22 protein-coding genes and 1 tRNA gene are annotated in these 24,487 nt (G+C 75.6%); 5 read left to right on the top strand and 18 right to left on the bottom strand.

The features are described 5' to 3' along the window. Positions 1-108: 108 nt before the first annotated feature. The 4 genes from amaB to gdhA form a co-directional block, all read right to left on the bottom strand. Complete coding sequence (gene amaB, locus ACI79X_RS05900; RefSeq protein ID WP_457024492.1) at positions 109-1,638, bottom strand: L-piperidine-6-carboxylate dehydrogenase; 1,530 nt, start codon at positions 1,636-1,638, stop codon at positions 109-111. A 109-nt stretch (positions 1,639-1,747) separates the two neighbouring features. Then, the gene (locus ACI79X_RS05905; protein WP_457024493.1) at positions 1,748-2,905 is read right to left on the bottom strand and encodes an NAD(P)/FAD-dependent oxidoreductase; all 1,158 of its coding nucleotides are present in this window, start codon (positions 2,903-2,905) and stop codon (positions 1,748-1,750) included. Beyond that, complete coding sequence (locus ACI79X_RS05910; RefSeq protein ID WP_457024494.1) at positions 2,902-3,546, bottom strand: isochorismatase family protein; 645 nt, start codon at positions 3,544-3,546, stop codon at positions 2,902-2,904. Before ACI79X_RS05910 ends, ACI79X_RS05905 begins: the two co-directional genes overlap by 4 nt. Before the next feature lie 228 nt (positions 3,547-3,774). Beyond that, the gene (gene gdhA / locus ACI79X_RS05915) at positions 3,775-5,124 is read right to left on the bottom strand and encodes an NADP-specific glutamate dehydrogenase (RefSeq protein WP_457024495.1); all 1,350 of its coding nucleotides are present in this window, start codon (positions 5,122-5,124) and stop codon (positions 3,775-3,777) included. A gap of 183 nt (positions 5,125-5,307) precedes the next feature. On the opposite strand from gdhA, the gene ACI79X_RS05920 reads away from it, so the two are divergent. Both ACI79X_RS05920 and ACI79X_RS05925 read left to right on the top strand, forming a co-directional pair. Continuing rightward, a complete protein-coding gene (locus tag ACI79X_RS05920) occupies positions 5,308-6,297 on the top strand; it encodes an intradiol ring-cleavage dioxygenase (protein ID WP_457024496.1) in 990 nt (329 codons plus the stop codon). Between the two features lie 31 nt (positions 6,298-6,328). Next, a complete protein-coding gene (locus ACI79X_RS05925) occupies positions 6,329-6,523 on the top strand; it encodes a twin-arginine translocase TatA/TatE family subunit (RefSeq protein ID WP_457024497.1) in 195 nt (64 codons plus the stop codon). On the opposite strand, the gene ACI79X_RS05930 is transcribed toward ACI79X_RS05925, so the two are convergent. The 6 genes from ACI79X_RS05930 to ACI79X_RS05955 form a co-directional block, all read right to left on the bottom strand. Further along, positions 6,502-7,689, bottom strand: a complete 1,188-nt coding sequence (locus tag ACI79X_RS05930; protein ID WP_457024498.1) for an NAD(P)/FAD-dependent oxidoreductase — start codon at positions 7,687-7,689, stop codon at positions 6,502-6,504. The genes ACI79X_RS05925 and ACI79X_RS05930 overlap by 22 nt on opposite strands. Before the next feature lie 27 nt (positions 7,690-7,716). After that, a complete protein-coding gene (locus ACI79X_RS05935) occupies positions 7,717-8,742 on the bottom strand; it encodes a hemolysin family protein (protein ID WP_457024499.1) in 1,026 nt (341 codons plus the stop codon). Further along, complete coding sequence (locus ACI79X_RS05940; RefSeq protein WP_457024500.1) at positions 8,739-10,169, bottom strand: hemolysin family protein; 1,431 nt, start codon at positions 10,167-10,169, stop codon at positions 8,739-8,741. Before ACI79X_RS05940 ends, ACI79X_RS05935 begins: the two co-directional genes overlap by 4 nt. Positions 10,170-10,326: 157 nt before the next feature. Beyond that, positions 10,327-11,460, bottom strand: coding sequence for a serine hydrolase domain-containing protein (locus ACI79X_RS05945; protein WP_457024501.1), 1,134 nt, complete (start codon positions 11,458-11,460; stop codon positions 10,327-10,329). Positions 11,461-11,743: 283 nt separating this feature from the next. Further along, positions 11,744-12,631: a glycerophosphodiester phosphodiesterase gene (locus ACI79X_RS05950; RefSeq protein WP_457024502.1), complete on the bottom strand. Its 888-nt coding sequence runs from the start codon at positions 12,629-12,631 to the stop codon at positions 11,744-11,746. 205 nt (positions 12,632-12,836) lie between these two features. Then, a tRNA-Asn gene (locus ACI79X_RS05955) sits at positions 12,837-12,909 on the bottom strand. 113 nt (positions 12,910-13,022) lie between these two features. Between ACI79X_RS05955 and ACI79X_RS05960 the strand changes: the two genes are divergently transcribed. Beyond that, positions 13,023-13,370: a hypothetical protein gene (locus tag ACI79X_RS05960; RefSeq protein ID WP_457024503.1), complete on the top strand. Its 348-nt coding sequence runs from the start codon at positions 13,023-13,025 to the stop codon at positions 13,368-13,370. Positions 13,371-13,395: 25 nt separating this feature from the next. Here the strand turns inward: ACI79X_RS05960 and ACI79X_RS05965 are convergent, their stop codons facing one another. The 7 genes from ACI79X_RS05965 to dusB form a co-directional block, all read right to left on the bottom strand. After that, positions 13,396-13,977 carry a hypothetical protein gene (locus tag ACI79X_RS05965; protein WP_457024504.1) on the bottom strand — a complete coding sequence of 194 codons (582 nt, stop codon included), beginning with the start codon at positions 13,975-13,977 and terminating at the stop codon, positions 13,396-13,398. Next, positions 13,974-16,799 (bottom strand): DNA primase, encoded by a 2,826-nt coding sequence (gene dnaG / locus ACI79X_RS05970; protein ID WP_457024505.1) that lies wholly within the window; start codon positions 16,797-16,799, stop codon positions 13,974-13,976. The genes ACI79X_RS05965 and dnaG overlap by 4 nt, the downstream gene beginning before the upstream one ends. Positions 16,800-16,892: 93 nt before the next feature. After that, on the bottom strand, positions 16,893-17,411 hold the full coding sequence (locus tag ACI79X_RS05975; protein WP_457024506.1) for a hypothetical protein: 519 nt from the start codon (positions 17,409-17,411) through the stop codon (positions 16,893-16,895). Between the two features lie 16 nt (positions 17,412-17,427). After that, a complete protein-coding gene (locus ACI79X_RS05980; RefSeq protein ID WP_457024507.1) occupies positions 17,428-18,054 on the bottom strand; it encodes a YdcF family protein in 627 nt (208 codons plus the stop codon). Between the two features lie 400 nt (positions 18,055-18,454). Further along, on the bottom strand, positions 18,455-18,652 hold the full coding sequence (locus tag ACI79X_RS05985) for a hypothetical protein (protein WP_457024508.1): 198 nt from the start codon (positions 18,650-18,652) through the stop codon (positions 18,455-18,457). A gap of 248 nt (positions 18,653-18,900) precedes the next feature. Continuing rightward, complete coding sequence (locus ACI79X_RS05990) at positions 18,901-19,374, bottom strand: Rv0361 family membrane protein (protein WP_457024509.1); 474 nt, start codon at positions 19,372-19,374, stop codon at positions 18,901-18,903. Further along, entirely contained in the window at positions 19,371-20,525 is a 1,155-nt protein-coding gene (dusB, locus tag ACI79X_RS05995) for a tRNA dihydrouridine synthase DusB (RefSeq protein WP_457024510.1), read from the bottom strand. Before dusB ends, ACI79X_RS05990 begins: the two co-directional genes overlap by 4 nt. A gap of 194 nt (positions 20,526-20,719) precedes the next feature. On the opposite strand from dusB, the gene ACI79X_RS06000 reads away from it, so the two are divergent. Both ACI79X_RS06000 and ACI79X_RS06005 read left to right on the top strand, forming a co-directional pair. After that, on the top strand, positions 20,720-21,823 hold the full coding sequence (locus ACI79X_RS06000; protein ID WP_457024511.1) for an NAD(P)-dependent alcohol dehydrogenase: 1,104 nt from the start codon (positions 20,720-20,722) through the stop codon (positions 21,821-21,823). Positions 21,824-21,896: 73 nt separating this feature from the next. After that, the gene (locus ACI79X_RS06005) at positions 21,897-23,057 is read left to right on the top strand and encodes a glycosyltransferase family 9 protein (protein ID WP_457024512.1); all 1,161 of its coding nucleotides are present in this window, start codon (positions 21,897-21,899) and stop codon (positions 23,055-23,057) included. Here the strand turns inward: ACI79X_RS06005 and ACI79X_RS06010 are convergent. Next, positions 23,027-24,427, bottom strand: a complete 1,401-nt coding sequence (locus tag ACI79X_RS06010; protein ID WP_457024513.1) for a glycine--tRNA ligase — start codon at positions 24,425-24,427, stop codon at positions 23,027-23,029. The two genes, ACI79X_RS06005 and ACI79X_RS06010, sit on opposite strands and share 31 nt — an antisense overlap. Positions 24,428-24,487: the final 60 nt, after the last annotated feature.

A 24,487-nucleotide genomic window follows, 5' to 3' on the forward strand; every position in this document is an offset into this window, starting at 1 on the left:
GCCCCGGCCCCCCGCCCCCCCCCGCCCCCCCCCCCCCCCCCCCCCCCCCCCCCCCCCCCCCCCCCCCCCCCCCCCCCCCCCCCCCCCCCCCCCCCCCCCCCGCCGGGATCAGATGGGGAACTCGACGCCCTGCGCCAGCGGCAGCTCGCCGGAGAAGTTGACCGTGTTGGTGGCCCGGCGCATGTAGCCCTTCCACGCGTCCGAGCCCGACTCCCGGCCACCGCCGGTGGCCTTCTCGCCGCCGAACGCGCCGCCGATCTCCGCGCCCGACGTGCCGATGTTGACGTTGGCGATGCCGCAGTCGGAGCCGTCGGCGGCGAGGAACCGCTCGGCCTCGGCCTGGTCGGAGGTGAAGATGCTCGACGACAGGCCCTGCGGCACGTCGTTGTTGAGCGCCACCGCCTCCTCGAGCGTGCGGTAGGTGAGCACGTAGAGGACCGGCGCGAAGGTCTCCTGCCGCACGATGTCGGTCTGGCCGGGCATCCGCACGAGCGCCGGCTCGACGTACCAGGCGTCGGGGGCCTCCTCGGCCAGCCGCCGCCCGCCGCCGACGACGACCTCGCCGCCCTGCTGGCGGGCGGCCTGCAGCGCGTCCTGCATGCCCTTGTAGGCGGCGTCGTGGATGAGCGGGCCCACGAGCGTGCCGGCCTCCAGCGGCGAGCCGATCGGCAGGTTGCGGTAGGCCGCGGCGACCCGCTCGACGAGGGCGTCGGCGACGTCCTCGTGCACGATCACGCGGCGCATCGTCGTGCAGCGCTGCCCGGCGGTGCCGGCCGCGGAGAAGACGACGCCGCGGGTGGTGAGGTCGAGGTCGGCCGACGGCGTGACGATCGCGGCGTTGTTGCCGCCGAGCTCGAGCAGCGAGCGGCCGAAGCGGTCGGCCACCCGCGGGCCCACGGCGCGGCCCATGCGGGTGGAGCCGGTGGCCGACAGCAGCGCGATCCCGGGCGAGTCCACGAGCGCCTCGCCGACGTCGGCGCCGCCGATGAGCACCTGGCTGAGCCCCTCGGGCGCGCCGGTCTCGGCGATCGCCCGGTCGAGCAGCGCGGCCGACGCCAGCGCCGACAGCGGCGCGAGCTCCGAGGGCTTCCACACCACCGGGTCGCCGCAGACCAGCGCGAGCGCGGTGTTCCACGACCAGACGGCGACCGGGAAGTTGAAAGCGCTGATGACGCCGACGACGCCGAGCGGGTGCCAGTTCTCGGTGAGCCGGTGGCCGGGCCGCTCGGAGGCGATGGTGCGGCCGTAGAGCTGCCGGGACAGGCCGACGGCGAACTCGCAGATGTCGATCATCTCCTGGACCTCACCGGCCGCCTCGGAGGTGATCTTGCCGACCTCGATGCTCACCAGGGTGGCCAGGTCGGCCTTGTGCTCGCGCAGCAGCTCGCCGAGCCGGCGCACCAGCCCGCCGCGCACCGGCGCCGGCACGGTCCGCCACTGCCGGAAGGCCTCCCCCGCCCGCTCGACGGCGGCCTCGACGTCGGCCGCCGTCTGCCGGCGCACCGACAGCAGGTGCTGCCCGTTGACCGGGGAGGTCACCGGGTGGTCGCCGGCGACGGCGCCGAGGTCGACCCCGCAGCGGCGGGCGGCCTCCTCGGCGAGTCGGCGGAGCTCCTCGGCGGTGGGCAGGCTGGTCACGGAGCGGTTCTCCCTCAGGTCAGGATGCAGTTCGAGTGAGGTTCTCACGGCCGCCCTGCAGGGTCCCGCTGCGAGCGTGCGAGGAGCGGGGGGCAGGGTGGTCCTTCGTCTAGACGACGTTCAGCTCGGGCCGGACGGCCGCGCCCTCGAAGCGTCCCGCATCGAACACCGACACGTCGACGAGGGGCTCCCGGCCCAGGTACAGGTCGCGCACCACCTCCCCGACGGCCGGCCCCATGAGGAACCCGTGCCCGGAGAAGCCGGTGGCGTAGAGGAACCCCTCGACGTCGCGGGCGCGGCCGATGAGCGCGTTGTGGTCCGGCGTCATCTCGTACAGCCCGGCCCAGCCGCCGGAGACGCCGACGCCGGCGAGCGCGGGCGCGCGCCGCTCGATGGCCTCACCGAGCCGCGGCAGCCACGCGTCGGAGCGGGTGAGCCGGAAGCCGGGCGTCTCCTCGGGGTCGGACATGCCCATGAGCAGGCCCCGGCCCTCGCGGTGGAAGTAGAAGGAGGTGGCGAAGTCGATGGTGAACGGGGTGTGCGGGTCGAGGTCCGGCACCGGCTCGGTCACCAGGATCTGCCGCCGCAGCGGGGTCACCGGCAGGTCGACGCCGGCCCAGGCGCCCACCTCCGCCGACCACGGGCCCGCGGCGCAGACGACGGCACCGGTGCGGATGCTGCCCGCGGCGGTGTGCACCGCGGTGACCCGCCCGCCGGTGACCTCGATGCCGGTGGCCGCGCGGCCGGGCAGCAGCGTGGCGCCGGCCCGGCGGGCGGCCGAGGCGTACCCGAGCACCACCGACTCCGGGGTGCAGTGCCCGTCGGTGGGCGAGAACGCGGCGGCGAGCAGCCCGTCCGTCGCGATCAGCGGGGAGAGCCGCTGCGCCTCGGCGACGTCGACCATCCGGCTGGGCACGCCGAGGGAGTTCTGCAGCGCGACGGCCTCCTCGAAGGCGGTGACCGCCTCGGGCGTGGACAGCAGGAACAGGTAGCCGACCTCGGCGTAGTCGATCTCCTGGCCGAACCGGGCCGGGAAGTCGCGGAAGGTCTCCAGGCTGCGGGCGCCGAGGGTCACGTTCACCGGGTCGGAGAACATCGCCCGCACGCCCCCGGCCGCGCGGCTGGTGGAGCCCGACCCGAACGTGTCCCGGTCGAGCAGGACGACGTCGGGCACCCCGGCGCGGGCGAGCTCGTAGGCACTGGCCAGGCCGGTCAGCCCGCCGCCGATGACGACGACCGACGCCTCCTCCGGCAGCGCCCCGCTCACGCCGCACCCCCGAACGCCGCGACGACGTCGGCGGTGGAGCAGCGGTGGCCGAGCAGGCTGTGGTCCGGGCTCGCCAGGGACCGCCGTGCCGCGTCCTCGTCGACCACCCCGCAGGCGTCGTCGACCACCACCGGCAGCAGGCCGGGGTCGGCGGCGTGCCGCGCGGTCGGCTCGATGCCGATCTCGCGCACCGCGCCGACGACGACCAGCGTGGTGACGCCGCGGTCGCGCAGCGCGGCCTCCAGCGGGGTGCCGACCAGCGCCGACATGCCCAGCTCGTCGACCACCGGCTCGCCGTCGGCCGGCGCGAGCGCGGGGTCGAGCTGGGTGTGCGCGGCGTCGGGCGGGAAGGACGCGGGGACCTCGTCGGCCCGGTCCCCGCGCTGCCAGGCCATCGCGGTGCGCAGCGCGGCCACGCCCAGGTGCGAGGGCGGCAGCGACACGTGCCCCACGCAGGAGACGGGGACGCCGGCGCCGCGGGCCGCGGCGAGCACGGCGGCGGTCCGCGCGGTCCGCCCCTCCCGGTCGCGGACGGCGGCGAGGATGCCCACCTGGGCGTCGTGGACCAGGACCGCGGCCGCACCCGGGCGGCCCATCTCCGCCACGGACTCGGGCACGTCCGGGCCGAAGGCACGCTGCATGGCGGCAGCCTCTCAGCCGCGACGCGGTGCCACCAGGCCCGCCACGCCATGGCGTGGGGCCGCAGGCGACGGCCGGGGAAGCGACGTGCGGGCGGTCCTCATCGGGTCCACCGGCGGACCCGAGGTGCTCTCGGTGCGCGACCTGCCCGACCGGAGCCCGCCGAGGCTCAGGTGCTGGCGAGCTGCTGCTCCCCTGAGGCCGCTGGCGCCGGCCGGGCCGGCCGGGCCTCAGACCAGCCCGTGGGCGTGCACCGCCTCGGCCACCTGGAGGAAGCCCGCCACGTTGGCCCCGAGGACGAGGTCGCCGGGCGAGCCGTACTCCTCCGCGGTGTCGTGGCAGCGCCGGTGGATGCCGCGCATGATCTCCTCGAGCCGCGCCTCGGTGTGCTCGAAGGACCAGCGGTCCCGCGAGGCGTTCTGCTGCATCTCCAGCGCCGACGTCGCCACCCCGCCGGCGTTGGCGGCCTTGCCCGGCGCGAAGGCGGTGCCCGCCTCCCGGAAGACCCGGACCGCCTCCGGGGTGGCCGGCATGTTGGCCCCCTCGACGACGTAGCGGCAGCCGTTGCGGGCGAGCACGGCGGCGGCGTCGCCGTCGAGCTCGTTCTGCGTGGCGCTGGGGACGGCGACGTCGCACGGGACGTCCCAGATGCTCCCGCCCGGCACGAACGACGCGGACGGGACCCGCTCCGCGTACTCGCCGATCCGGGCTCGCTCGACCTCCTTGACCTGCTTGAGGACCTCGAGGTCGATGCCCTTCTCGTCGACGACGTAGCCGCTGGAGTCCGAGCACGCGACGACGGTCCCGCCGAGCTGGTGGACCTTCTCGATGCCGTACACGGCGACGTTGCCCGAGCCGCTCACGGTGACGCGCTTGCCGTCGAAGGACTCCCCCGCGGCCTCCATCATCGCCTGCGCGAAGAAGGCCGCCCCGTAGCCGGTGGCCTCGGTGCGCACCAGGGCGCCGCCCCAGCCGAGCCCCTTGCCGGTGATGACGCCGGACTCGTAGCGGTTGGTGATCCGCTTGTACTGGCCGAACAGGTAGCCGATCTCGCGCGAGCCCACGCCGATGTCGCCGGCGGGCACGTCGGTGTACTCGCCGAGGTGCCGGTAGAGCTCGGTCATGAAGGACTGGCAGAAGCGCATGACCTCGGCGTCCGAACGGCCCTTGGGGTCGAAGTCCGAGCCGCCCTTGCCCCCGCCGATGGGCATGCCGGTGAGCGCGTTCTTGAAGACCTGCTCGAAGCCGAGGAACTTCACGATGCCGAGGTTCACCGAGGGGTGGAACCGCAGGCCGCCCTTGTAGGGGCCGAGCGCGGAGTTGAACTCGACGCGGAAGCCGCGGTTGATCTGCACCTCGCCGGAGTCGTCCTGCCACGGGACGCGGAAGATGACCTGCCGCTCGGGCTCGCAGATCCGCTCGATCGTCTTCATCTCGGTGTACTCGGCGTGCCGGTCGAGGACCACCGCCAGCGACTCGAGGACCTCGCGGACGGCCTGGTGGAACTCCGGCTCCGCGGGATTGCGCCGCAGGACCTCCTCGTGGATGCGTTCCACCACGGCCGGGACGTCGGTGTGCACGCTGGCTCCTCGGGGTCGGCCGGATCCGTTCCGGATCCGGGCTGCCGTCATGATGCCCGCCGAGGTCCGGGTGCACGCCCGGCGGGAGGGTCCCAGCGGACGCACAGCCGGTGCCCAGGGCGCGCACCGGCGGGACACCGAGCGTGGACGGCGACCCCGCACCGCCGTCCGCCAGGAGTACCCGTGCCACTGCAGGACCCGCCCGTCCCCTCCTACGAGGGCCGCCCCCTGCCCCGCCCCGCGGAGGAGGTGGTCGACCAGGGGCTGGCCTTCGACATCGGCACCCTCGTGAGCCGCCGCCGGCTGCTCGGCCTGTTCGGGATCGGCGCGGCGACCGTCGGCCTCGCCGCGTGCGGCGGCTCCACGTCGTCGTCCTCCTCGTCGTCGCCCTCGTCGTCGTCCTCGTCGTCGTCCTCGTCGTCGACGGCCGCCGCGGCGGGCGGGGAGATCCCCGACGAGACCGCCGGCCCCTACCCGGGCGACGGCTCGAACGGGCCGGACGTGCTCGAGCAGTCCGGCGTCGTCCGCAGCGACATCCGGTCCAGCTTCGCCGACCACAGCGGCACCGCCGAGGGCGTGCCGATGACCCTGCGCCTGACGGTCACCGACCTCGCGAACGGCGGCGTCCCGTTCGAGGGCGTGGCCGTCTACGTCTGGCACTGCACCCGGGAGGGCGGCTACTCGCTGTACTCCGAGGGGATCACCGACCAGAACTACCTGCGCGGCGTGCAGGTGGCCGGGGCCGACGGCACGGTGACCTTCACCAGCGTCTTCCCGGCCTGCTACGACGGGCGCTGGCCGCACGTCCACTTCGAGGTCTACCCCGACCAGGCCTCGATTCCCGACTCCGGCAACGCCATCGCCACCTCGCAGGTCGCGCTGCCGCAGGACGTGTGCGAGGCCGTCTACGCGACCAGCGGGTACGAGGCCTCCGTCGCCAACCTGGCGCGGGTCTCGCTCGACGGCGACAACGTCTTCGGCGACGACGGCGGCGCGAGCCAGCTGGCCACGGTCACCGGCGACGTCACGAACGGCTACACGGTCACGCTGACCGCCGGCGTGGACACCACGACGACGCCCAGCGGCGGCGGGGCGGTGCCGGGTGGCGACGGCGCCCCGTCCGGTGCGCCACCCGGCGGCCCCGGGGGCACCCCGCCGGGCCCGCCGGCCTGACCCCCGCCGTCCTGACCGGGAAGGAGACCCCGTGAACCCGGGACCGGCCGAGATCGGCCTCGTCGTCCTCGCCGTCATGCTGCTGTTCGGCTACCGGAAGCTGCCCGACGCCGCGCGCTCGCTGGGCCGCTCGGTGCGCATCCTCCGGAGCGAGGTGCACGCCGCCCCGGAGCCGGCGTCCCCGCCGGAGGGCGTGCCGCTGCCTCAGGCGTCGACCGCCGCGTAGAGCCCGGCGTCGGCGCTGCGCCCGGTGGTGACCAGGTCGGCCACGACGCGGGAGGCCACCCACGCCTGCACGTGGCCCGTGCCGTTGTAGCCGCCGAGCGCCAGCACCCGCCCGTCGGTGCCGGGCACCGGGCCGCACCGGGGCAGGGGGTCGTCGGCGAACCCGACGACCCCCGCCCACCGGTGCGTCACCGGGGCGGTCACGCCGAGCTCCTCGGCCAGCCACCGGTCCAGCCGCGCCTGCACCGGCGCGGACACCTCGGCCCGGTCGGTCCAGCTCGCCGGCCCGTCGAGGTCGGAGAACCCGCCGAGCGCGATCCGGCCGTCGGCGGTCTGGTGGGCGTACTCGTAGCCGTGCCGCACGTAGACGGGGAACGGGAGGACCGTCTCGGCCAGGGGCGCGGTGGCCAGCATGTTGAGCCGGCGCGGCCGCACCGCCGCCGCGGACGGGACCAGCGCCGCGAGGTCCCCGTCGGCGGCCACGACCGCCCGGTCGCAGCGCACCTCGCCGGCCGCCGTCGGCACCCGGACGCCGTCGCCGTCCACCGTCGGCGGCGCGACGACCGGGGTGTGCTCGAAGAACCGCACCCCGTCGCGCTCCCGCGCGGCGGCGAGCGCCCGCAGCCAGCGGACGGGGTGCACCGACCCGTCGTGCGGGAATAACAGCCCCGCCCGGTCCGGCCGGGCCAGGCGGCCGGGGAGGTCCTCCCCCGCCACCGGGTCGCCCGGGAAGCCGTCCTCGGCGAGCGCCGCCGCGTCCGCGCGCACCTCGGCGGCCTCCGCCGCGTCGGCGGCGACCCGCACCAGCCCCTCGACCCGGAACGCGCCGCGGGCACCCACGGCCCCGGCGACGTCGAGCATCTCCCGCTGGGCGGCCAGCGTCGCCGCGTGCACGGCCGCGGCCCGCTCCCGGCCCCACAGTGCGCGGGTCTCGCCGTACGCCGGGGCCGCGCCGGCGAGGAAGAAGCCGCCGTTGCGCCCGCTGGCGCCGGAGGCGACCTCCGCCCGGTCGACGACGACGACCGACAGCCCGGCGGCCGACAGCCGGTGCGCGGTGGCCAGGCCGCCGGCGCCCGCGCCGACCACGCAGACGTCGGCGGTCACCGCGCCCTCCAGCGGCGGCCGGGGGCGGTACGGCTCGTCCTGCCAGAGCGGGACCGTGCTCACGGGCTCCTCCTCGGTCAGGCTCGTCCGTCAGGCGGCGGTCGGCGCCGGCTGCGGGAACAGCCGGCGCAGCACGTCGGCCAGGGTGACGACGCCGGCCACCGCGCCGCCGTCGGTGACCAGCGCGAGGTGGTTGCGGGTCTCGCGCATGGCCTTGAGGGCCGCGTGCACGGTGGTGTCGGCCTCGAGGGTGAAGACCGGCCGGGCGAACGGGGCGGCCGGGGCGTCGTCGGGCGCGGTGAGGGTGTCGCGGACGTGGACCACCCCGGTGACCTCCTCGCCGTCGACCGCGCCGAGCAGGATCCGCAGGTGACCGGAGGCCCGGGTGGCCGCGCGCACCTCGCCGGCGGTCGCGGCCGTCCGCACACCGGCCGGGCGCGAGCCGGTGCCGAGCAGCTCGCGGACGGTCAGCCGCTCCAGCTCCAGCGCGCCGGAGATCTGCGCGGAGAAGCTCGCGTCCAGCGCGCCCACGTTGGCCGAGTGCTCGACCAGGTGCCGCAGCGCGTCGGGGCTGTGGCCGACGGCGACCTCGTCGACCGGTTCCACGCCGACCCGGCGCACCAGCGCGTTGGCCGCGGCGTTGAGCAGCCGCAGCAGCGGCCGGAAGACCGCCAGGAAGGCCCGCATCGGCCCGGCGAGCAGCGTGGCCGAGCGCTCGGGGTGGGCGATCGCCCAGGACTTGGGCGCCATCTCGCCCACCACGAGGTGGATGAAGGTGACGACCAGCAGCGCCAGCACGAAGCCGGTGACGTCGGCGGCCACCAGCGGCAGCCCCCACGACTCGAACAGCGGCGTCAGCCAGTGGTGCACGGCCGGCTTGCTGACCGCGCCGAGGGCGAGGGTGGCCGCGGTGATGCCCAGCTGCGATCCGGCCAGCAGCAGGGTCAGCTCCGAGGAGTTGCGCAGCGCGGCGCGCGCCGAGCGGCTGCTCGGCGCCGCCTCCTCCAGCCGGTGCCGCTTGGCGGCCAGCGCGGCGAACTCGACGGCGACGAAGAACGCCGACAGCGCCACGATCAGGACGGTGACCGGGACGATCACCCACGGGTCGTCGGTCATCGGGAGGTCTCCTCGGCGGCGGGAGCGGCAGCGGGGCCGGCGGTCGCGCTGTGGTCGGGGGCCGCGCCCTCGGCGCGGCCGGGCAGCTCGAGGCGCACCCGGGAGGGCACGTGCCGCTCCACGGCGAGCACCTCGACGTCGAGCGCGCGGGCGGCGGGGGTGTCCTCGTGGACCAGGTCGCCGGGGTCGGGCGGGAGCTCGACCGTCAGCGTCGTGCCCGGCTCGGGCAGGTCGCCGTGGGCGGCGATCACCAGGCCGGCGATCGTCTCGTAGTCGCCGCGCGGCAGGTCCACCCCGAGGGCGCGCTCCACCTCGTCGACGTGCACGTCGCCGGCCATCTCCCACACGCCGTCGCCCTCGACCGGCACGTACTCCGGGTCGACGTCGGCGTCGTGCTCGTCGGTGATCTCCCCGACCAGCTCCTCGGCGAGGTCCTCGAGCGTGACGACGCCGGCGAACCCGCCGTACTCGTCGACGGCGCAGGCCAGCTGGTTGCGGGACTCGGTCAGCTGGCGCAGCACGTCGGGCAGCGAGGCCAGCGTCGAGACCACCAGGGGCGGGCGGGCGATGGCGGTCACCGGCGCGGTGTCGGGCACGGACGTGGTCAGCAGGTCGGCGAGGTGCACGACGCCGACGACGTCGCCGGTGCCCGACTCCAGCACCGGGTAGCGCGAGTGGCCGGAGGCCATCAGCCCGCGCAGCCGGCCGACCGTGTCGGTGTCGGACACGGTGCCCACCCGGGGCCGCGGGATCATCGCGTGCTCGACGTCGCGGTCGGGGAAGTCGAGGATCCGGTCGACCATCATCGACAGCTCGGCCGGCAGGTCACCGCTCTCCCGGGACTCCTCGACGATGTGCTCGAGGTCGCGGGCGGTGGCGGCGTGCTCGACGTCGTGCACCGGCTCGATGCGCAGCGCGCGCAGCAGCAGGTTCGAGGCCTGGTCGAAGACCCGGATGAGCCAGCCGAGCACCGTCAGGTAGGCGGTGGTGGAGGCGGCCAGCCGGCGGGCCACGGGCTCGGGCCGGGCGATGGCGAGGTTCTTCGGGAACAGCTCGCCGAAGAGCATCTGCACCAGCGTGGAGAACAGCAGCGCGAGGACGGCGCCGACGCCGATGCCGACGGCGGTCGGGACGCCGACGCCGCCGAGCAGCGTGCCGAGCGACTCCCCGATCAGCGGCTCGGCGACGTAGCCGACCAGCAGGCCGGTGACGGTGATGCCGAGCTGCGCGCCGGACAGCATGAACGACGTGCGGCGGGTGACCGCCAGCGCACGCTTCGCCGCACCGTCACCGGCCTCGGCGCGGGCGGCCAGCGTCGAGCGGTCGACCGCCATGTAGGCGAACTCCTGCGCGACGAAGTAGCCCGTGGCGGCGGTGATCGCGAGGACGACCAGGACGCCCAGGAGCAGAGACAGGACCTCGGTCACCGGCCACGCACCCCCTCAGCGGATCCGGGGGACGTGGCCTGGGGACTGTGATACGGGCTCATGGCTCTCTTCGACGGCGGGGATCGGCGCACCGATGCTGTCCCCGGGCAACGGAGCAGCCCCCGCGAGCGTTCCGGGGGCTCCCCGCCGGGGCGGGTCAGAGCGCGGCGTACAGGGCGCCGAGGTAGGCCTCCGACCGCGGCGAGCCGACGATCCCCGGCGCCATCCGGTTCATCATGTAGCTCGTCGTCACCCGGCGGTCGAGGTCCATCACGATCATCGAGCCGCCCCAGCCGCCCCAGAACGCGACCCGCCCCTCCGGCAGGTAGGGCACGGCCGCCGACGGCGAGAGCCCGAAGCCGATGCCCATCCGGAAGGGCACCCCGAGGACGAGGTCGACGCCGTCGGCCTGGACCTCGAAGACGCGGTCGACCGTCTTCTCCGACAGCAGCCGGACCCCGCCGGCCTCCCCGCCCAGCGACAGCACCCGCATGACGTCGAGGACGCCGCGGGCGTTGGAGTGCCCGTTGAGCGCGCCCATGTCGGCGGCCCGCCACTCGGGGGTGTTGGCCCGGCTCGCGTCGGCGACGGGGCCGGTGAAGCAGCGGACCATCGGGCTGGCCGGGTCGAGCGCGGCGAGGTCCATCGGCAGCGGCGGGGGCGGGACCACCGGCGCGATGCGACCCTCGTCCTCGGGCCGCGCGCCGATCTGGAAGTCGGCGCCCAGCGGCCCGGCGAGCTCCTCGGCCACGTACCGCTTGAGCGACCGGCCGTCGACGCGCCGCAGCACCTCGCCGAGCAGGTGACCCTGGTCCTGCGCGTGGTAACCCGATGCCGTCCCCGGCTCCCACCACGGCGCCTGCGCGGCCAGCCGGGCCACCGAGGTCTCCCAGTCGTACATGTCCTCGAGGGCGAACGGCGGGTCCCAGCCGGCGACCCCGGAGGTGTGGGCCATCAGGTGCCGGACGAGGACGCCGGCCTTGCCGTTGGCGGCGAACTCCGGCCAGTACTCGGCGACCGGCGCGTCGAGGTCGAGGCGGCCCTGGTCGGCCAGTGTGAGGACCGCCAGCGCGGTGATCGTCTTCGTCGTCGACCAGACGTTGACGATCGTGTCCCGCGTCCAGGGCGTGGTGCGGGCCTCGTCCCGCCAGCCGCCCCAGACGTCGACGACGGTCTCGCCGTCGACGTCGACGGCGATCGAACCGCCGAGCTCGTCGCCCTCCAGCTGGGCGGCGAACGCGTCGCGCACCCCGCGGAACCGGTCGTCGAACGTGCCGTGGACCTCGGCCATGAGCCCTCCCGGGGCGCCCGCGCGACCCCGGTGTCGCGCCGGCCGGATCACACCACGGTGCCCGCGGCGGGGGCAACGAGCGCGGGCACGAGGGCGTCGTCCGTGGTCATCCCACCGGCGGGGCCGTCCACACGACCCCGGACCGACGTCGACGACGGCGGGCACCCCGCCGCGCTGGAGCAGCCGGAGAGCCTGGTCGCCGACCTCCGCGCCTCCGTCCGGGAGCTCGGGCCGGCCCGACCGCGGCCCTCGTCGCCGGGAGGCCCGTCGTCGTGGGGGCCCGTCAGGCCGTGCTCGACGAGGGCGGCCTCCCCCGCCCCAGGACGTGCAGCAGCTGCTCGGGCCGGTCGGTGATGACCGCGTCCACGCCCAGCGACAGCGCGAAGCGCATGTCGTGCGGCTCGTTGACCACCCACACGTGCACCTGCGCGCCGGCCCGGTGCAGCCGCTCCACCAGGGAGGGGTGCTGGCGCAGCAGGGCCAGCGACGGCCCGACGATGCGGCCCGCCGGCCGCGGCCGCTGGGCGGACATCCACGGCCGCACCTGCCCGATGAGCTGCACGGTGGGGAGGTCGGGCGCCAGCAGGTGGACCCGCCGCAGCGCCGTCGGGGAGAAGCTCATGACGCGGACCGCGGCCTTCCCCGACCACTCCAAAGGACGGCCACCGGTCAGCAGGCCGAACCGCCGCAGGCTGGCCAGCAACGCCACCTCGACCTGCCCGGCGTGGCGCGTCGGGTGCTTGGTCTCGATCGCGAGCCGCACCCGCCCGGGTGAGGAGGTGACGTACTCCAGCAGGCGGTCCAGGGTCAGCACCCGGCCCGCGTCCTCGTCGGCCTCGACGTCGTCGTCCTCCACCGCGGCGGCGGTCGGCGCCGTGGCGCCGCGGCCACGTCGCGGGCGGCGGTGCACCACGCGGTGCTGCTCGAGCTCGGCCAGGTCGAGCGCCGAGACCACGCCCCGGCCGGTCGAGGTCCGGTGGATGCGGCGGTCGTGGACGCAGACGAGCACGCCGTCCCGGGTCATGCGCACGTCGCACTCGACGGCGTCCGCGCCGAGTGCCAGCGCCTGCCGGTAGGCCGCGAGGGTGTGCTCCGGCGCGGTCGCCGAGGCGCCGCGGTGGGCCACGACCTCGACGTCGACCTCGCGACGATCGGACGGCAGGGTGCTCAACTCGCCTCCGCCGGGACGCCGCTGGGAGCCGGGTCACTACCCGGCGCCCGCCCGGTCACACCCCGAGCCGGCGCCGGGGGGTCCGACCGGTCGGACGACCCCGGCACGGGTCCGCGACGACCCGTCGCTGCCGGGATCCGGTGGTCGTGAGGCGGTCGTGGCGCCCGGTGCGGGCGGCCTGCCGGCCCGCCGAGGAGCGGTGGTGCTCCCCCGATTGGACTCGAACCAATAACCCTGCGATTAACAGTCGCATGCTCTGCCAATTGAGCTACGGGGGACGGGCGGGTACGACCCGCGCGCCCGTCGAGAGTACCGCACGCCTCCGGGCGTCCCGCGGAGGCTCCTCCGATCGCGGACGACCGAGTCCGCCCGTAGCGTGATCACCCGGTCCGTGTCCGTCTCGAACCCGGAGGTCCCCGTGGCCAAGTTCTCCTTCCTGCTCGGCTTCGGCGCCGGCTACGTGCTCGGCGCGAAGGCCGGCCGCGAGCGGTACGAGCAGATCCTCGGGCTGTGGTCCGACGCCAAGGACAACCCGCAGCTGCAGGGCCTCGCGGGCATGGCGCAGGCCCGCGCCGACGACGTCGTCAGCTCGGTGAAGTCGAAGATGGGCCGCGACACCGGTGACGGCGACGGCGCGGCCGGCGCCCGCAGCACCGGCACGACGACGATCCCGCCGGCGACCACGACCGAGTCCCCCGACCTGACCGCGCTGCCCGCGGACCCGCCGCCCGTCGGCTGAGCCACCGCACCGGGCGGCCGGGCGCTCAGCCCGGCCGCTCGGCGGCGAGCGCCTCCTCGAGCTTGTCGCGCGCGGCCGCCCGCGCGCCCGGGTCGGCGCGGTCGGCGTCGTCGTCGAACACGACCGTCCACTCCCGCGCCGCCTGCCCGGGGACCCGGCGTGCCACCAGCAGCACCCCGCCCCCGCCCGGCAGCGGCGAGCGGCGGCTCGCGACCACCGTCTCGTCCACCCGGCGGCGCACCACGGCGGGCAGGTCGCCGGCGTCGGCGAGCGCGTACCGCTCGGCCGGCTCGCGCGCCTGCACCCCCGGCTCGACCTCGGTCAGCGCGGTCACGGTGAACGACCCGCCGCCGTCGTTGGTCGCCGCCCAGCGGGCCGCCCCGACCTCGTGCCAGCGCAGCATACCGACGTCGCCGGCCTCGGCCAGCGGCAGGCCGGCGGGGACCACGCGCAGGCCCCGGCTGGTGGCCACCAGCCAGCCCTCGTCGCGCACCAGCGCGCCCCACGCCAGCACCCGCTCGTCGGGGTCCGGAGAGGCCTGGACGACGGCGCGCACCGGCTCCGGCGGGCGGGTGAACCGGCGGCGCAGGTGCGCGGTCAGCCTCACTCGCCGAGCCCGCCGATCGCCCGCTTGCGCAGCGAGATGGCCTTCTGCTCGAGCTCCATCAGCGAGGAGAACAGGCGCATGTACTCGTCGCCCTGCTCGACCGGGTTCATCCGCTGCAACCTGCCCTTGATCCCCGCGACCTGCCGGTTGGTGTGCATCTCCTCCAGCCGGGCGAGCACCGCCGCCACGTAGCCGGCGTCGGCCTCCCCCACCGACCGCAGCGGCTCCACCGCCAGCGCGGTGAGCTGGGCGCGGGCGGTCTCCCGGTCGCAGTGCGCGGCCACCTCGTCGAGCCACGCCGGGCCGGTGACCGTGGCCGCCGCCGCTCCCCCGGCCTGCGCCACGGCCGCGGCGACGGCGGCGTGGTCGGGGTCGGTGAAGGCCTCCACCGGCACCGCGTCGAACGACGGGCCGGCGACCTCGGGCACCTGCAGCGCGGCCTTGACCGCCTCCCGCTCGACGGCGAGGGCGGCGTCGTCGGGCGTGCGCCGCGGCGTCCGCGGGCGGCGCGGGGGCGCGGTGTCGCCGCCGGTGACCCGGCGCACCCGCTCCAGCACGTCGGCCTCGTCGGTGTCGCCGATCAGGCCGGCCAGCCGCCGGGCGTAGGCCGGGCGCAGCGCGTGGTCCTTGACCTGGGCCAGCAGCGGCGCCGTCCGGTCCAGCGCGGCGACCCGCCCCTCGACGGTGTCGAGGTCGTACTCGGCGAGCGTGGTGCGCAGGACGAACTCGATCAGCGGCGTCCGGCGGGCCACCAGGTCGCGGACGGCGGCGTCGCCGTGCGCCTGCCGCAGCTCGCAGGGGTCGCGCCCGTCGGGCTCGACGGCCACGAAGGTCTGCGCGACGAAGCGCTGGTCCTCCTTGAACGTCTTCATCGCCGCGGCCTGGCCCGCGGCGTCGCCGTCGAACGTGTAGACGACCTCCCCGCGGAACTCGTCCTGGTCCATGAGCAGCCGCCGCAGCACGCTGATGTGCTCGGGCCCGAAGGCGGTGCCGCAGGAGGCGACGGCGGTGGTCACGCCGGCCAGGTGGCAGGCCATGACGTCGGTGTAGCCCTCGACGACGACGGCCTGGTGCTTCTTCGCGATGTCGCGCTTGGCCCGCTCGATGCCGTAGAGCACGGTGCTCTTCTTGTACAGCGGCGTCTCGGGGGTGTTGAGGTACTTCGGCCCGGGGTCGTCGTCCATGAGCTTGCGGGCGCCGAAGCCGATGACGTCGCCGGTGATGTCGCGGATCGGCCACACCAGCCGCCGGTGGAAGCGGTCGATGAGCGTGCCGCGCGAGCTCTCCTTGGCCAGCCCTGCGGTGACCAGCTCCTGCTGGCTGTAGCCCCGCGCGCGCAGGTGGCGGGTGAGCGCGTCCCACCCGGCGGGCGCGAAGCCGCAGCCGAAGTCGAGGGCCACCTGCCGGTCGAAGCCGCGGTCGGCGAGGAACTGGCGGGCCGGCGCGGCGTCGGGGCTGCGCAGCTGCTCGGCGTAGAAGGCGGCGGCCTCGGTGTTGGCCGCGACGAGCCGGGCGCGCTGGCCGGCCTGCGCGCGGTCGGGCGCCGCGGTCGGCCGGCCACCGTCGTCCTCGTACTTGAGGTCGATGTTGGCGCGCGCCGCGAGCCGCTCGACGGCTTCGGTGAAGCTCAGGTGGTCGATCTGCTGGACGAAGCTGATGACGTCGCCGCCTGCCCCGCAACCGAAGCAGTTGCCGGTCAGGATGTTGTCTTCCAGCGTGAAGGCGTGGGTGCCGGGCACCTCCGCGCAGTAGACCTCCTCCACGCGGTCGCTCCACTCGACCGACCGGACGACCCAGCGCTTGCGCTCGTACTTCTTCCGGTTCCCCAGGATCCGGTCACGGTGGTGCGAGAGGAGGAAGAACGAGTCGGGCAGACCCTTGGTCATGAAGCGGACGTTGTAGATGTCGCTCATGACGCCGTCGATGCCGAGCCGGGTCTGCTTGGCCACGCCGTAGGTGCCGATGCCGAGTCGCGTGCAGACCATGCGGACGTACTCGAGGTCGTCGACACGTGCGGAGTTGAGGATGGCGTCGCCGTCCTCCGCCACGCAGCCGTCGGCCGCGAAGTAGCCGGCCAGCCAGCCGAGCAGGTAGGAGGCGTCCTCGTCGAGCGACGGACGCTGCTCCTTGAAACAGGCCGGCAGGCCGTAGTAGCGCGTTCCCCGGTCCTCGGACCAGCTGCGGCATCCCTCGGAGAAGCCGGCCAGTTCGGCGTCCTTCTCGCCGTACAGGACCGCGATGGAGCCGGCTCCGGACCGGGTGCCGTCGCCGTAGACGAGACCACGGGCGATGCCGAAGGGGGATGGCCGGGTCGCCGGGTTGAGCACCCGGCTCATCGGGAACGACGCCGACAGCTGGTCACCCGGCCGCAGGTCCCTGGTCAGCTTCTCCCGGCGGTCCTGCCGCAGCTTCCCCCAGGGGACGAACCAGCGGTGCTCGTCGGTGGCGAAGAGCTCCTTCTCACGGCCGTTGCGGGACAGGACCACCCGCATGAGCCGCTGCACGCCGTAGGACCGGAACGGGGCCTCCACCCAGCCGCCGTCCCCGTTGAGCACCCGGACCGTCCGTCCCGCCAGCTCGGCGATCGGGACCACGCCGTCCTCGGTGAGGACGCCGGTCTCCCCTGCCAGGCAGTGGAAGAGGTTCCTCGCCGGCGTGACGTGGAACGACGGCGACTTCTCGTCGTGGAACGGGCACAGCCCCTTGAGGCTGCCGCCCCCGGCGCGCTTGAGCTGCAGGTGCTCGCCGACCACCTCGTCGATCCGGCTGCGCTCGCGCACCAGCGCGATGTCCGCTGCGCGGATGCGTCCCCGGCCGGCCATGGGCCCCCTCCGTCGTGCTGCTGCCGGGACGCCGGTGCGCGCCCCGGCACCGATCATCCCCTCCCGCGACGACGGGGCGGGAACCGTGTGGACTCAGCTGCTGCCCGCCGCCGCCCCGCCGGCGACCGCGGCCCCGATCGCCGCGCCGTAGGTGCGCCGCTGCAGCACCAGGACCAGCCACAGCAGGAACACCTGGGCGTCGAGGGGCAGGTCCTCGCCGGCGGTGAGCGTCGGGCGCGGCGACCAGCCGCCGGTCGTCCCGCTCTCGGCGACGGTGCGCTCCCCCGCCGTGAACCGGTAGGTGCCCCGCCACCACGAGGCGGGGGCGACGTCGACGGCGGTGCCCTCCAGGTCGGCGCGCCAGGTGCCCCGCCACACCGACACCTGCTCCGCGCGCAGGCGGGCCGCGTCCTCCGGCTCGGTGGCCCAGCGGCCGGCCAGCGCACCGCCCCGCCGCCGCTCGAGGACCCACTGCCGGTCCCCCACGACGGCGACCGAGCCCTCCTTCCAGAAGTCCGTGGACCGCAGCCGGCCGACCGGCTCGCCGTCGCGCAGGACGGGCACCTCGCCCTTCGCCGCGCCGGCGGTCCCGGCCCTCCCCAGCTCCAGCACGCTGCCTCCCGCGGTGTCAGCCGATGCCCGGCGCCCCGGCGACGCTCTCCCCGGTCACGCGGTAGAGCAGGTAGGCGGCGGTCTCCCTGAGGATGTACCGGAACTGCGTGCCGCGCGTCTGCACCGCCGGGCCCTGCCGGGTGGGCGAGCTCTCGGCGCTCATGCCGGCGTCCTCGGCCATCCGCTCGGCGCGCATCGCGTGCCACGGGTCGGTGACCAGCACCGCTCTGGACCACCCGCGGCCGGCGAACTCGGCACCGACGGCGCGCATGCTCTCCAGCGTGTCCACGCCCTCGGGCACGGCGAGCAGCGCGTCCCCCGGGACGCCGGCGCGCAGCAGGTAGTCGCGGCCGGCCTCGGCCTCGGTGAACTGGTCGCCGGCGGCCTTGCCGCCCACGGTGACGACGACGGGCGCGACGCCGTCCTCCCACAGCGACAGCGCGTGCTCCAGCCGCGCCTCGAAGATGGACGAGGGGACGCCGTTGTACTGCGCCGACCCCAGCACCACGATCGCGTCCGACGCCGGCCGCGCGTCCTGCCGGGCGGTCCACCAGATGGCCACCGCCGTCGACACGACCAGGAGCAGGCCGGCCAGGACGGCCGCGGCGAACACCCGCGTCACCAGTGCCCCGGCCCGTGTCACCGGTCGAGGATGACACGGCTCCCGCGACGCCCGTGGCAGCTGGGACAGGCGTGGCGCGCGGCTACCCCACCCCGGGTCGCACAGCCGCCAGCCGGACTCGTCGACGACGACGGCGAACAGCAGCACCGCGGCGCGGACGGCGATACCGACGTACAGGCCGGTGCGGTCGACGGGCGAGGGTGGCGGCGGGACGTGGCGCGGGAAGCCGCTGGCGAGCGGTCCTCGACCGGTCCGCTGCGGCGGCGCGTACTGCGGCTGCCGCGGCGCGGACTGCGGCTGCGGCGACGGCGGCTGCGACGACGCGGGTCCTCTCGGGACGGGCTCGAGGGGGCTCCGTCCGGGCGAGGCACGGCGTGCCGGCCCGGACGGCGCCTCGTCAGCCGACCGGTCGGCCGGACGGTCAGCCGACCAGCACGAACCCGATCACGGCGAACAGCACGGTCAGGACCACGACGAGGATCCCGACGTAGAGGCCGGTGCGGTTGACCGGCGACGGCGGGGGCGGGACGTAGTGCGGGAAGCCCGTGGCCGGCGCGGAGTGCCGGGCGGCCGCCTGCTGGGGCGCAGGCGCGTACTGCGGCTGCGGCGGCAACTGCACCTGACCCGGGTACGCGACCTGGGTGGGCGCGGCCGGGGCCGGGACGGCGGGAGGCGCTGCCGGGGCCGGGACGGCGGGGGGCGCGTACGGGGCCTGCGGGGCGGCGGGCGCGTACGGCGCGGGCGGCGGATACGGCTGCGACAACGGAGTTCCTCTCGAGCGGGCCCGGGCGGTCTCCCCCGGCCGGGCGGCGCACATCGTGGCAGCCCCGCCGCGGGCCGGGAAGGGATCCCGGCGCGGCTCGGAGGTCAGTCGCCGGAGCCGGTCCCGCAGACCCGCGGGCCGTCCTCGAGCACGACGAGGAGCGTGCTCTCGCTGCCGTCGTCCCAGCGCACGCCCACCTGCTGCGCGTCCTTGCCGTCGAGCTCGCCGGGCTCCACGCCGGTGACCTCGGCGCCGTCCCCGGCACCGCCGGCCGGGGCGTAGGCGACGGCCAGCTCCTCGGCGGTGCGTCCCTCGGCGTCGGCGCGGTCGCGCTCGGCCTCGCAGAGCAGGTCGCCGGCGGTCTCGGTGTCACCGGCGGCGAGCGCGGCGGTGAAGACGCCGACCGCCTCGCGCGCCTGCTCCTCGCCCGAGCCCTTCACCAGCGGCAGCGCGACGACCATGCCGACGCCGACGGCGAGGGTGGTGCCGAAGACGGCGAGGATGAGCCCGTTGCGGCGGCGTGGGGTGCCGGTGTGGAGGTCCTCGGGACCCTCCTCGTACAGGTACGGGCCGGTCATCCGCCGCTCGTCTCCAGCTCCGCGCCGGCCGGCGGCCGCGGGTCGTCCCGGTCGTCGAGCCAGCCCTCGGGCAGCGCCACGGGGCGGGGGCTGCTGGTGCGCCCGCGCGGGCCGCCGAGCACCGCCGTCGGGTAGGGCTGGTCCTCGATGCGGGCGAGCAGGCCGGCCAGCTCGTCGAGCGAGCTCACCATCGCCAGGGCGCGGCGGACGTCGGACCCGACGGAGAAGCCCTTGAGGTACCAGGCGACGTGCTTGCGGAAGTCGGTGCAGCCGTGCAGCTCGCCCTGCTCGGCCGACAGCAGCTCGGCGTGCCGGTACATCACCGCGGCGACCTCGCGCAGCGTCGGCAGCGCCCGCCGGGACCCGCCGCCGAAGGCGGCGGCGAGGTCGCCGAACAGCCACGGCCGGCCCAGGCAGCCCCGGCCGATGACGACGCCCGCGCAGCCGGTCTCGGCGACCATCCGCAGGGCGTCGTCGGCCTCCCAGACGTCGCCGTTGCCGAGGACGGGGATGTCGACGGTCTCCACGAGCCGGGCGATCGGCGCCCAGTCGGCGGTGCCGCTGTAGAGCTGGTCGGCGGTGCGCCCGTGCAGGGTGATCGCCGCGGCGCCCTCGTCCTGGGCGATCCGGCCGGCGTCGAGGTAGGTGACGTGGTCGGCGTCGATGCCGATCCGGGTCTTGACCGTGACGGGCACGTCGCGGGCGGCGCGGACGGCGGCCCGCACGATGTCGCGGAACAGCACCCGCCGCCACGGCAGCGCCGACCCGCCGCCCTTGCGGGTCACCTTGGGCACCGGGCAGCCGAAGTTGAGGTCGACGTGCGCCGGGCGGGTGCCGGCCACGCCCTCGTCGACGAGCATCTCCACCGCGCGCCCGACGGTGGCCGGGTCGACGCCGTAGAGCTGCACGGAGAACCCGGCGTCCGCCTCCTCGGGCGTGGCCCGGATCATCCGCAGCGTCTTCTCGTTGCGCTCCACCAGCGCCCGCGTGGTGATCATCTCGCAGACGTAGAGGCCGGCGCCGAACTCGCGGCACAGCGTGCGGAACGCGGGGTTGGTGATGCCGGCCATCGGCGCGAGCACGACGGCGGGGTCGACGGTGAGCGGGCCCAGCCGCAGCGGGGCGACCGCCGGCGCCAGGGTGCTCGTCACGCCGTCCAGGGTAGGTGGCCGCGCCCGGTGGCCGGGGTCACCCGGGCGGACGGCACGCACGGACACCGCGGTGAGGACACCGCGGCACGGACACCGCCGTCCCCGTGCGTGCCGGCCGCCGTGCTGGGCATCCCGGGTGCACCCGCCCACCGCCCGCGCCGGGACGCGGGCGGTCCCGACCCCGAGGAGGACCCGTGCGGATCACCGCAGCCGTCGTCGAGGAACTGCACGGACCCTTCGTCGTCCGGGAGGTGGAGATCGACGACCCCGGCCCCGGCGACGTGCTCGTCGAGGTGGCCGGCACCGGCTTCTGCCACACCGACGGCATCGCGCGCGACGGCGACCTGCCGTTCCCGCTGCCGGGGGTCCTCGGCCACGAGGGCGCGGGCACCGTCGTCGCGGTCGGCGACGGGGTGACCGGCGTGCGGGAGGGGCAGGCCGTCGTCCTCGGCTGGCCCTCCTGCGGCGCGTGCCGCAACTGCCAGGCCGGCCAGCCGCGCTACTGCCTGCGCATGGGCGAGCTGGTCGGCGGCGGGCACCGCCTCGACGGCGCCTCCGCGCTGCGCACGACCGGGGGCGACCCGCTGTCGAGCCACTTCTTCGGGCAGTCGTCGTTCGCCACGTACGCGATGACCACCGCGTCCTCGCTCGTCCCCGTGCCCGAGGGCCTCCCGGTCGAGCTCGCGGGCCCGCTCGCCTGCGGTCTGGCCACCGGCGCCGGGGCGGTGCTCAACACCGTCCGCCCGGAGCCCGGCACGTCGATCGTCGTGTACGGCGTCGGCACGGTCGGGCTGGCCGCCGTCATGGCGGCCCGCAACTCCGCCGCCACCACGGTCATCGCCGTCGACCGGCACGCCTCCCGGCTGCGGCTGGCGGGGGAGCTCGGGGCCACGCACACCGTCGACGCCACCGACACCGACGCCGTGCAGGCCGTCACCGAGATCTGCGGCGGCCCGGCCGACGCGGCGCTGGAGTGCACCGGCGTCCTCCCGGTCATCCGGCAGGCCATCGACTCGGTCGGGATGCTCGGCACCGCCGTCCTCATCGGCGGGGCGCCCGCGGGCGCGGAGTTCACCGCCGACCACCTGACGACCCTGTGGGGCAAGACCATCCGGGGGACCCTCGGCGGCAGCGGCCACGGTCAGGCGCTGATCGCGGCGCTGATGGACCTGCACCTGCAGGGCCGGTTCCCCTTCGACCGGCTCGTCGAGTTCTTCCCGCTCGAGCGCATCGAGGACGCCGTCGAGGCCTCCTACAGCGGCGCGGTGGTCAAGCCGGTCATCCGCATGGGCGGCTGAGGCCCGGCGCAGGTTCGGGGAACGGCGGGTGCGGGCAGGGAGGGTCGTCCCCACACAGCCCAGGAGGGTGCGCGTGCCCAGGTCGTCCCCCGTCGCGCTGACGGCCGGCGGTGCGCCGCTGCCCGGCGTCACGAGGATCGCCGTCCTGCGCGCCAACTTCCTCGGCGACCTGGTGCTCACCCTGCCGGCGCTGGAGGCGCTGCGGGCGGCCTACCCGGACGCGGAGATCACCGTCCTGGGCGCGCCGTGGCACCCCGTCCTGCTGGAGGGCCGGCCAGGGCCGTGGGACCGCGTCGTCGTCGTCCCGCCGTGGCCGGGGGTGCGCGACGAGCCGGGCGCCGACCGCGGGAGCCTCGCCGTCCGCCGCTTCCTCGCGGAGCAGCGGGCGGAGGGCTACGACCTGGCGCTGCAGCTGCACGGCGGGGGCGGCAACTCCAACCCGCTGGTCGCCGCACTCGGCGCGCGGGTGACCGCCGGCGCCCGCGACACCGGCGCCCCGCCGCTGGACCGCTGGCTGCCCTACGCGCACGACCAGCACGAGGTGCTGCGCTGCCTGGACGTCGTGGGGCTGGTCGGCGCCGCGCCGGTCACCCTCGAGCCGCGCCTCGCGCTCACGCCCGGTGACGCCGCCGCGGCCGCCGCCGTGCTGCCGGCCGGGCCCGCGCCGCTGGTGGCCCTGCACCCCGGCGCCCAGGACCCGCGCCGCCGCTGGCCGGCCGGCTGCTTCGCCGCCCTCGCCGACGCGCTGGCCGGCGCCGGCGCGCGCGTGGTCCTCGTCGGCTCCGGCGACGAGGACCGGCGGGCGGCCGACGCGATCCGGGCGGCGTCGTCGGCCCCGCTGCTGGACCTGGTCGGCGCGCTGTCTCTGCCCGCGCTGGCCGGCGTGCTGGCCCGCTGCCGGCTCGTGGTGGCCAACGACTCCGGCCCGCGGCACCTCGCCGGGGCGGTGGGGACGGCGACCGTCGGCATCTTCCTGGAGCGCAACCTGCTCAACGCCGGGCCGCTCACCCGGCACCGGCACCGGGTCGCCGTCTCGGCCCGCACCGACTGTCCGGTCTGCGGCACCGACCAGCGCGTCGCCCGCTGCGGGCACGACCGGTCACTGGTGGCCGGGGTGTCCCTGGAGGCGGTGCGGGCCGCCGCCCTCGATCTCCTCGAGGACGACGGCCCGGCGGTGGCGTGCGGTTCGGTGCCGGACCCGGTTCAGCAGCCGGGCAGGCGGGCGGCCAGGTAGGACTCGACCTGCGCCAGCCCGATGCGCTCCTGGCTCATCGAGTCGCGCTCGCGCACGGTCACCGCGTCGTCGGTGAGGGTGTCGAAGTCGACGGTGAGGCAGAACGGCGTGCCGATCTCGTCCTGGCGGCGGTAGCGGCGGCCGATCGCGCCGGCGTCGTCGAAGTCGACGTTCCAGTTGCGGCGCAGTGTCGCGGCCAGGTCCCGCGCCTTGGGCGAGAGGTCGGCGTTGCGCGACAGCGGCAGGACGGCGGCCTTGACCGGCGCCAGGCGTGGGTCGAGCTTCAACACCGTGCGGGTGTCGACGCCGCCCTTGGCGTTGGGCGCCTCGTCCTCGGTGTAGGCCTCGACGAGGAACGCCATGAGCGAGCGGGTGAGCCCGGCCGCCGGCTCGATGACGTACGGCGTCCAGCGGGTGTTGCTGGCCTGGTCGAAGTAGGACAGGTCCACGCCGGAGTGCTGGGTGTGCGTGGACAGGTCGAAGTCGGTGCGGTTGGCGATGCCCTCGAGCTCGCCCCACTCCGAGCCCTGGAAGCCGAAGCGGTACTCGATGTCGACGGTGCGCTTCGAGTAGTGCGACAGCTTCTCCTCCGGGTGCTCGAAGTGCCGCAGGTTGTCCGGGGAGATGCCGAGGTCGGTGTACCAGCGCGTCCGCTCGTCGATCCAGTACTGGTGCCACTCCTCGTCGCTGCCCGGCTCGACGAAGAACTCCATCTCCATCTGCTCGAACTCGCGGGTGCGGAAGATGAAGTTGCCCGGCGTGATCTCGTTGCGGAACGACTTGCCGATCTGGCCGATGCCGAACGGCGGCTTCTTGCGCGCGGCGCCCATGACGTTGGCGAAGTTGACGAAGATGCCCTGCGCGGTCTCCGGGCGCAGGTAGTGCAGCCCCGACTCGTCCTCGACCGGGCCGAGGTAGGTCTTCAGCATCATGTTGAAGTCGCGCGGCTCGGTCCACTGGCCGGTGACGCCACAGTTGGGGCAGGTTATCTCCGCCAGCCCGTTCTCCGGGAGCCGGCCCTTCTTCTCCTCGAAGGCCTCCTCGAGGTGGTCGGCCCGGAAGCGCTTGTGGCAGTTCTGGCACTCGGTCAGCGGGTCGGTGAAGACGCCGACGTGACCGGAGGCCACCCAGGTCTGGCGCGGCAGGATCACCGAGGAGTCCAGGCCGACGATGTCGTCGCGGCTCTGCACCACGGTGCGCCACCACTGGCGCTTGATGTTCTCCTTGAGCTCGACGCCCAGGGGCCCGTAGTCCCAGGCGGAGCGGGTGCCGCCGTAGATCTCGCCGGAGGGGAAGACGAACCCCCGGCGCTTGCAGAGGTTGACCACCTTGTCGAGGCGGGCGGGGTCGTGCGTGGTGCTGGCGCTCACGGGCGGGGTGCTCCATCCGGCTGGCGGTCGGCGGTCGACCCGTCAACGGTAGTCGCCGCC

Source organism: Geodermatophilus sp. SYSU D01119 (assembly GCF_054049975.1).

Coding starts and splice junctions, on each gene's coding strand:
- ACI79X_RS05935 (WP_457024499.1), bottom strand. CDS start 8,742: ATGACCGACGACCCGTGGGTGATCGTCCCGGTCACCGTCCTGATCGTG.
- dnaG (WP_457024505.1), bottom strand. CDS start 16,799: ATGGCCGGCCGGGGACGCATCCGCGCAGCGGACATCGCGCTGGTGCGC.
- ACI79X_RS05945 (WP_457024501.1), bottom strand. CDS start 11,460: ATGGCCGAGGTCCACGGCACGTTCGACGACCGGTTCCGCGGGGTGCGC.
- ACI79X_RS05990 (WP_457024509.1), bottom strand. CDS start 19,374: ATGACCGGCCCGTACCTGTACGAGGAGGGTCCCGAGGACCTCCACACC.
- ACI79X_RS05910 (WP_457024494.1), bottom strand. CDS start 3,546: ATGCAGCGTGCCTTCGGCCCGGACGTGCCCGAGTCCGTGGCGGAGATG.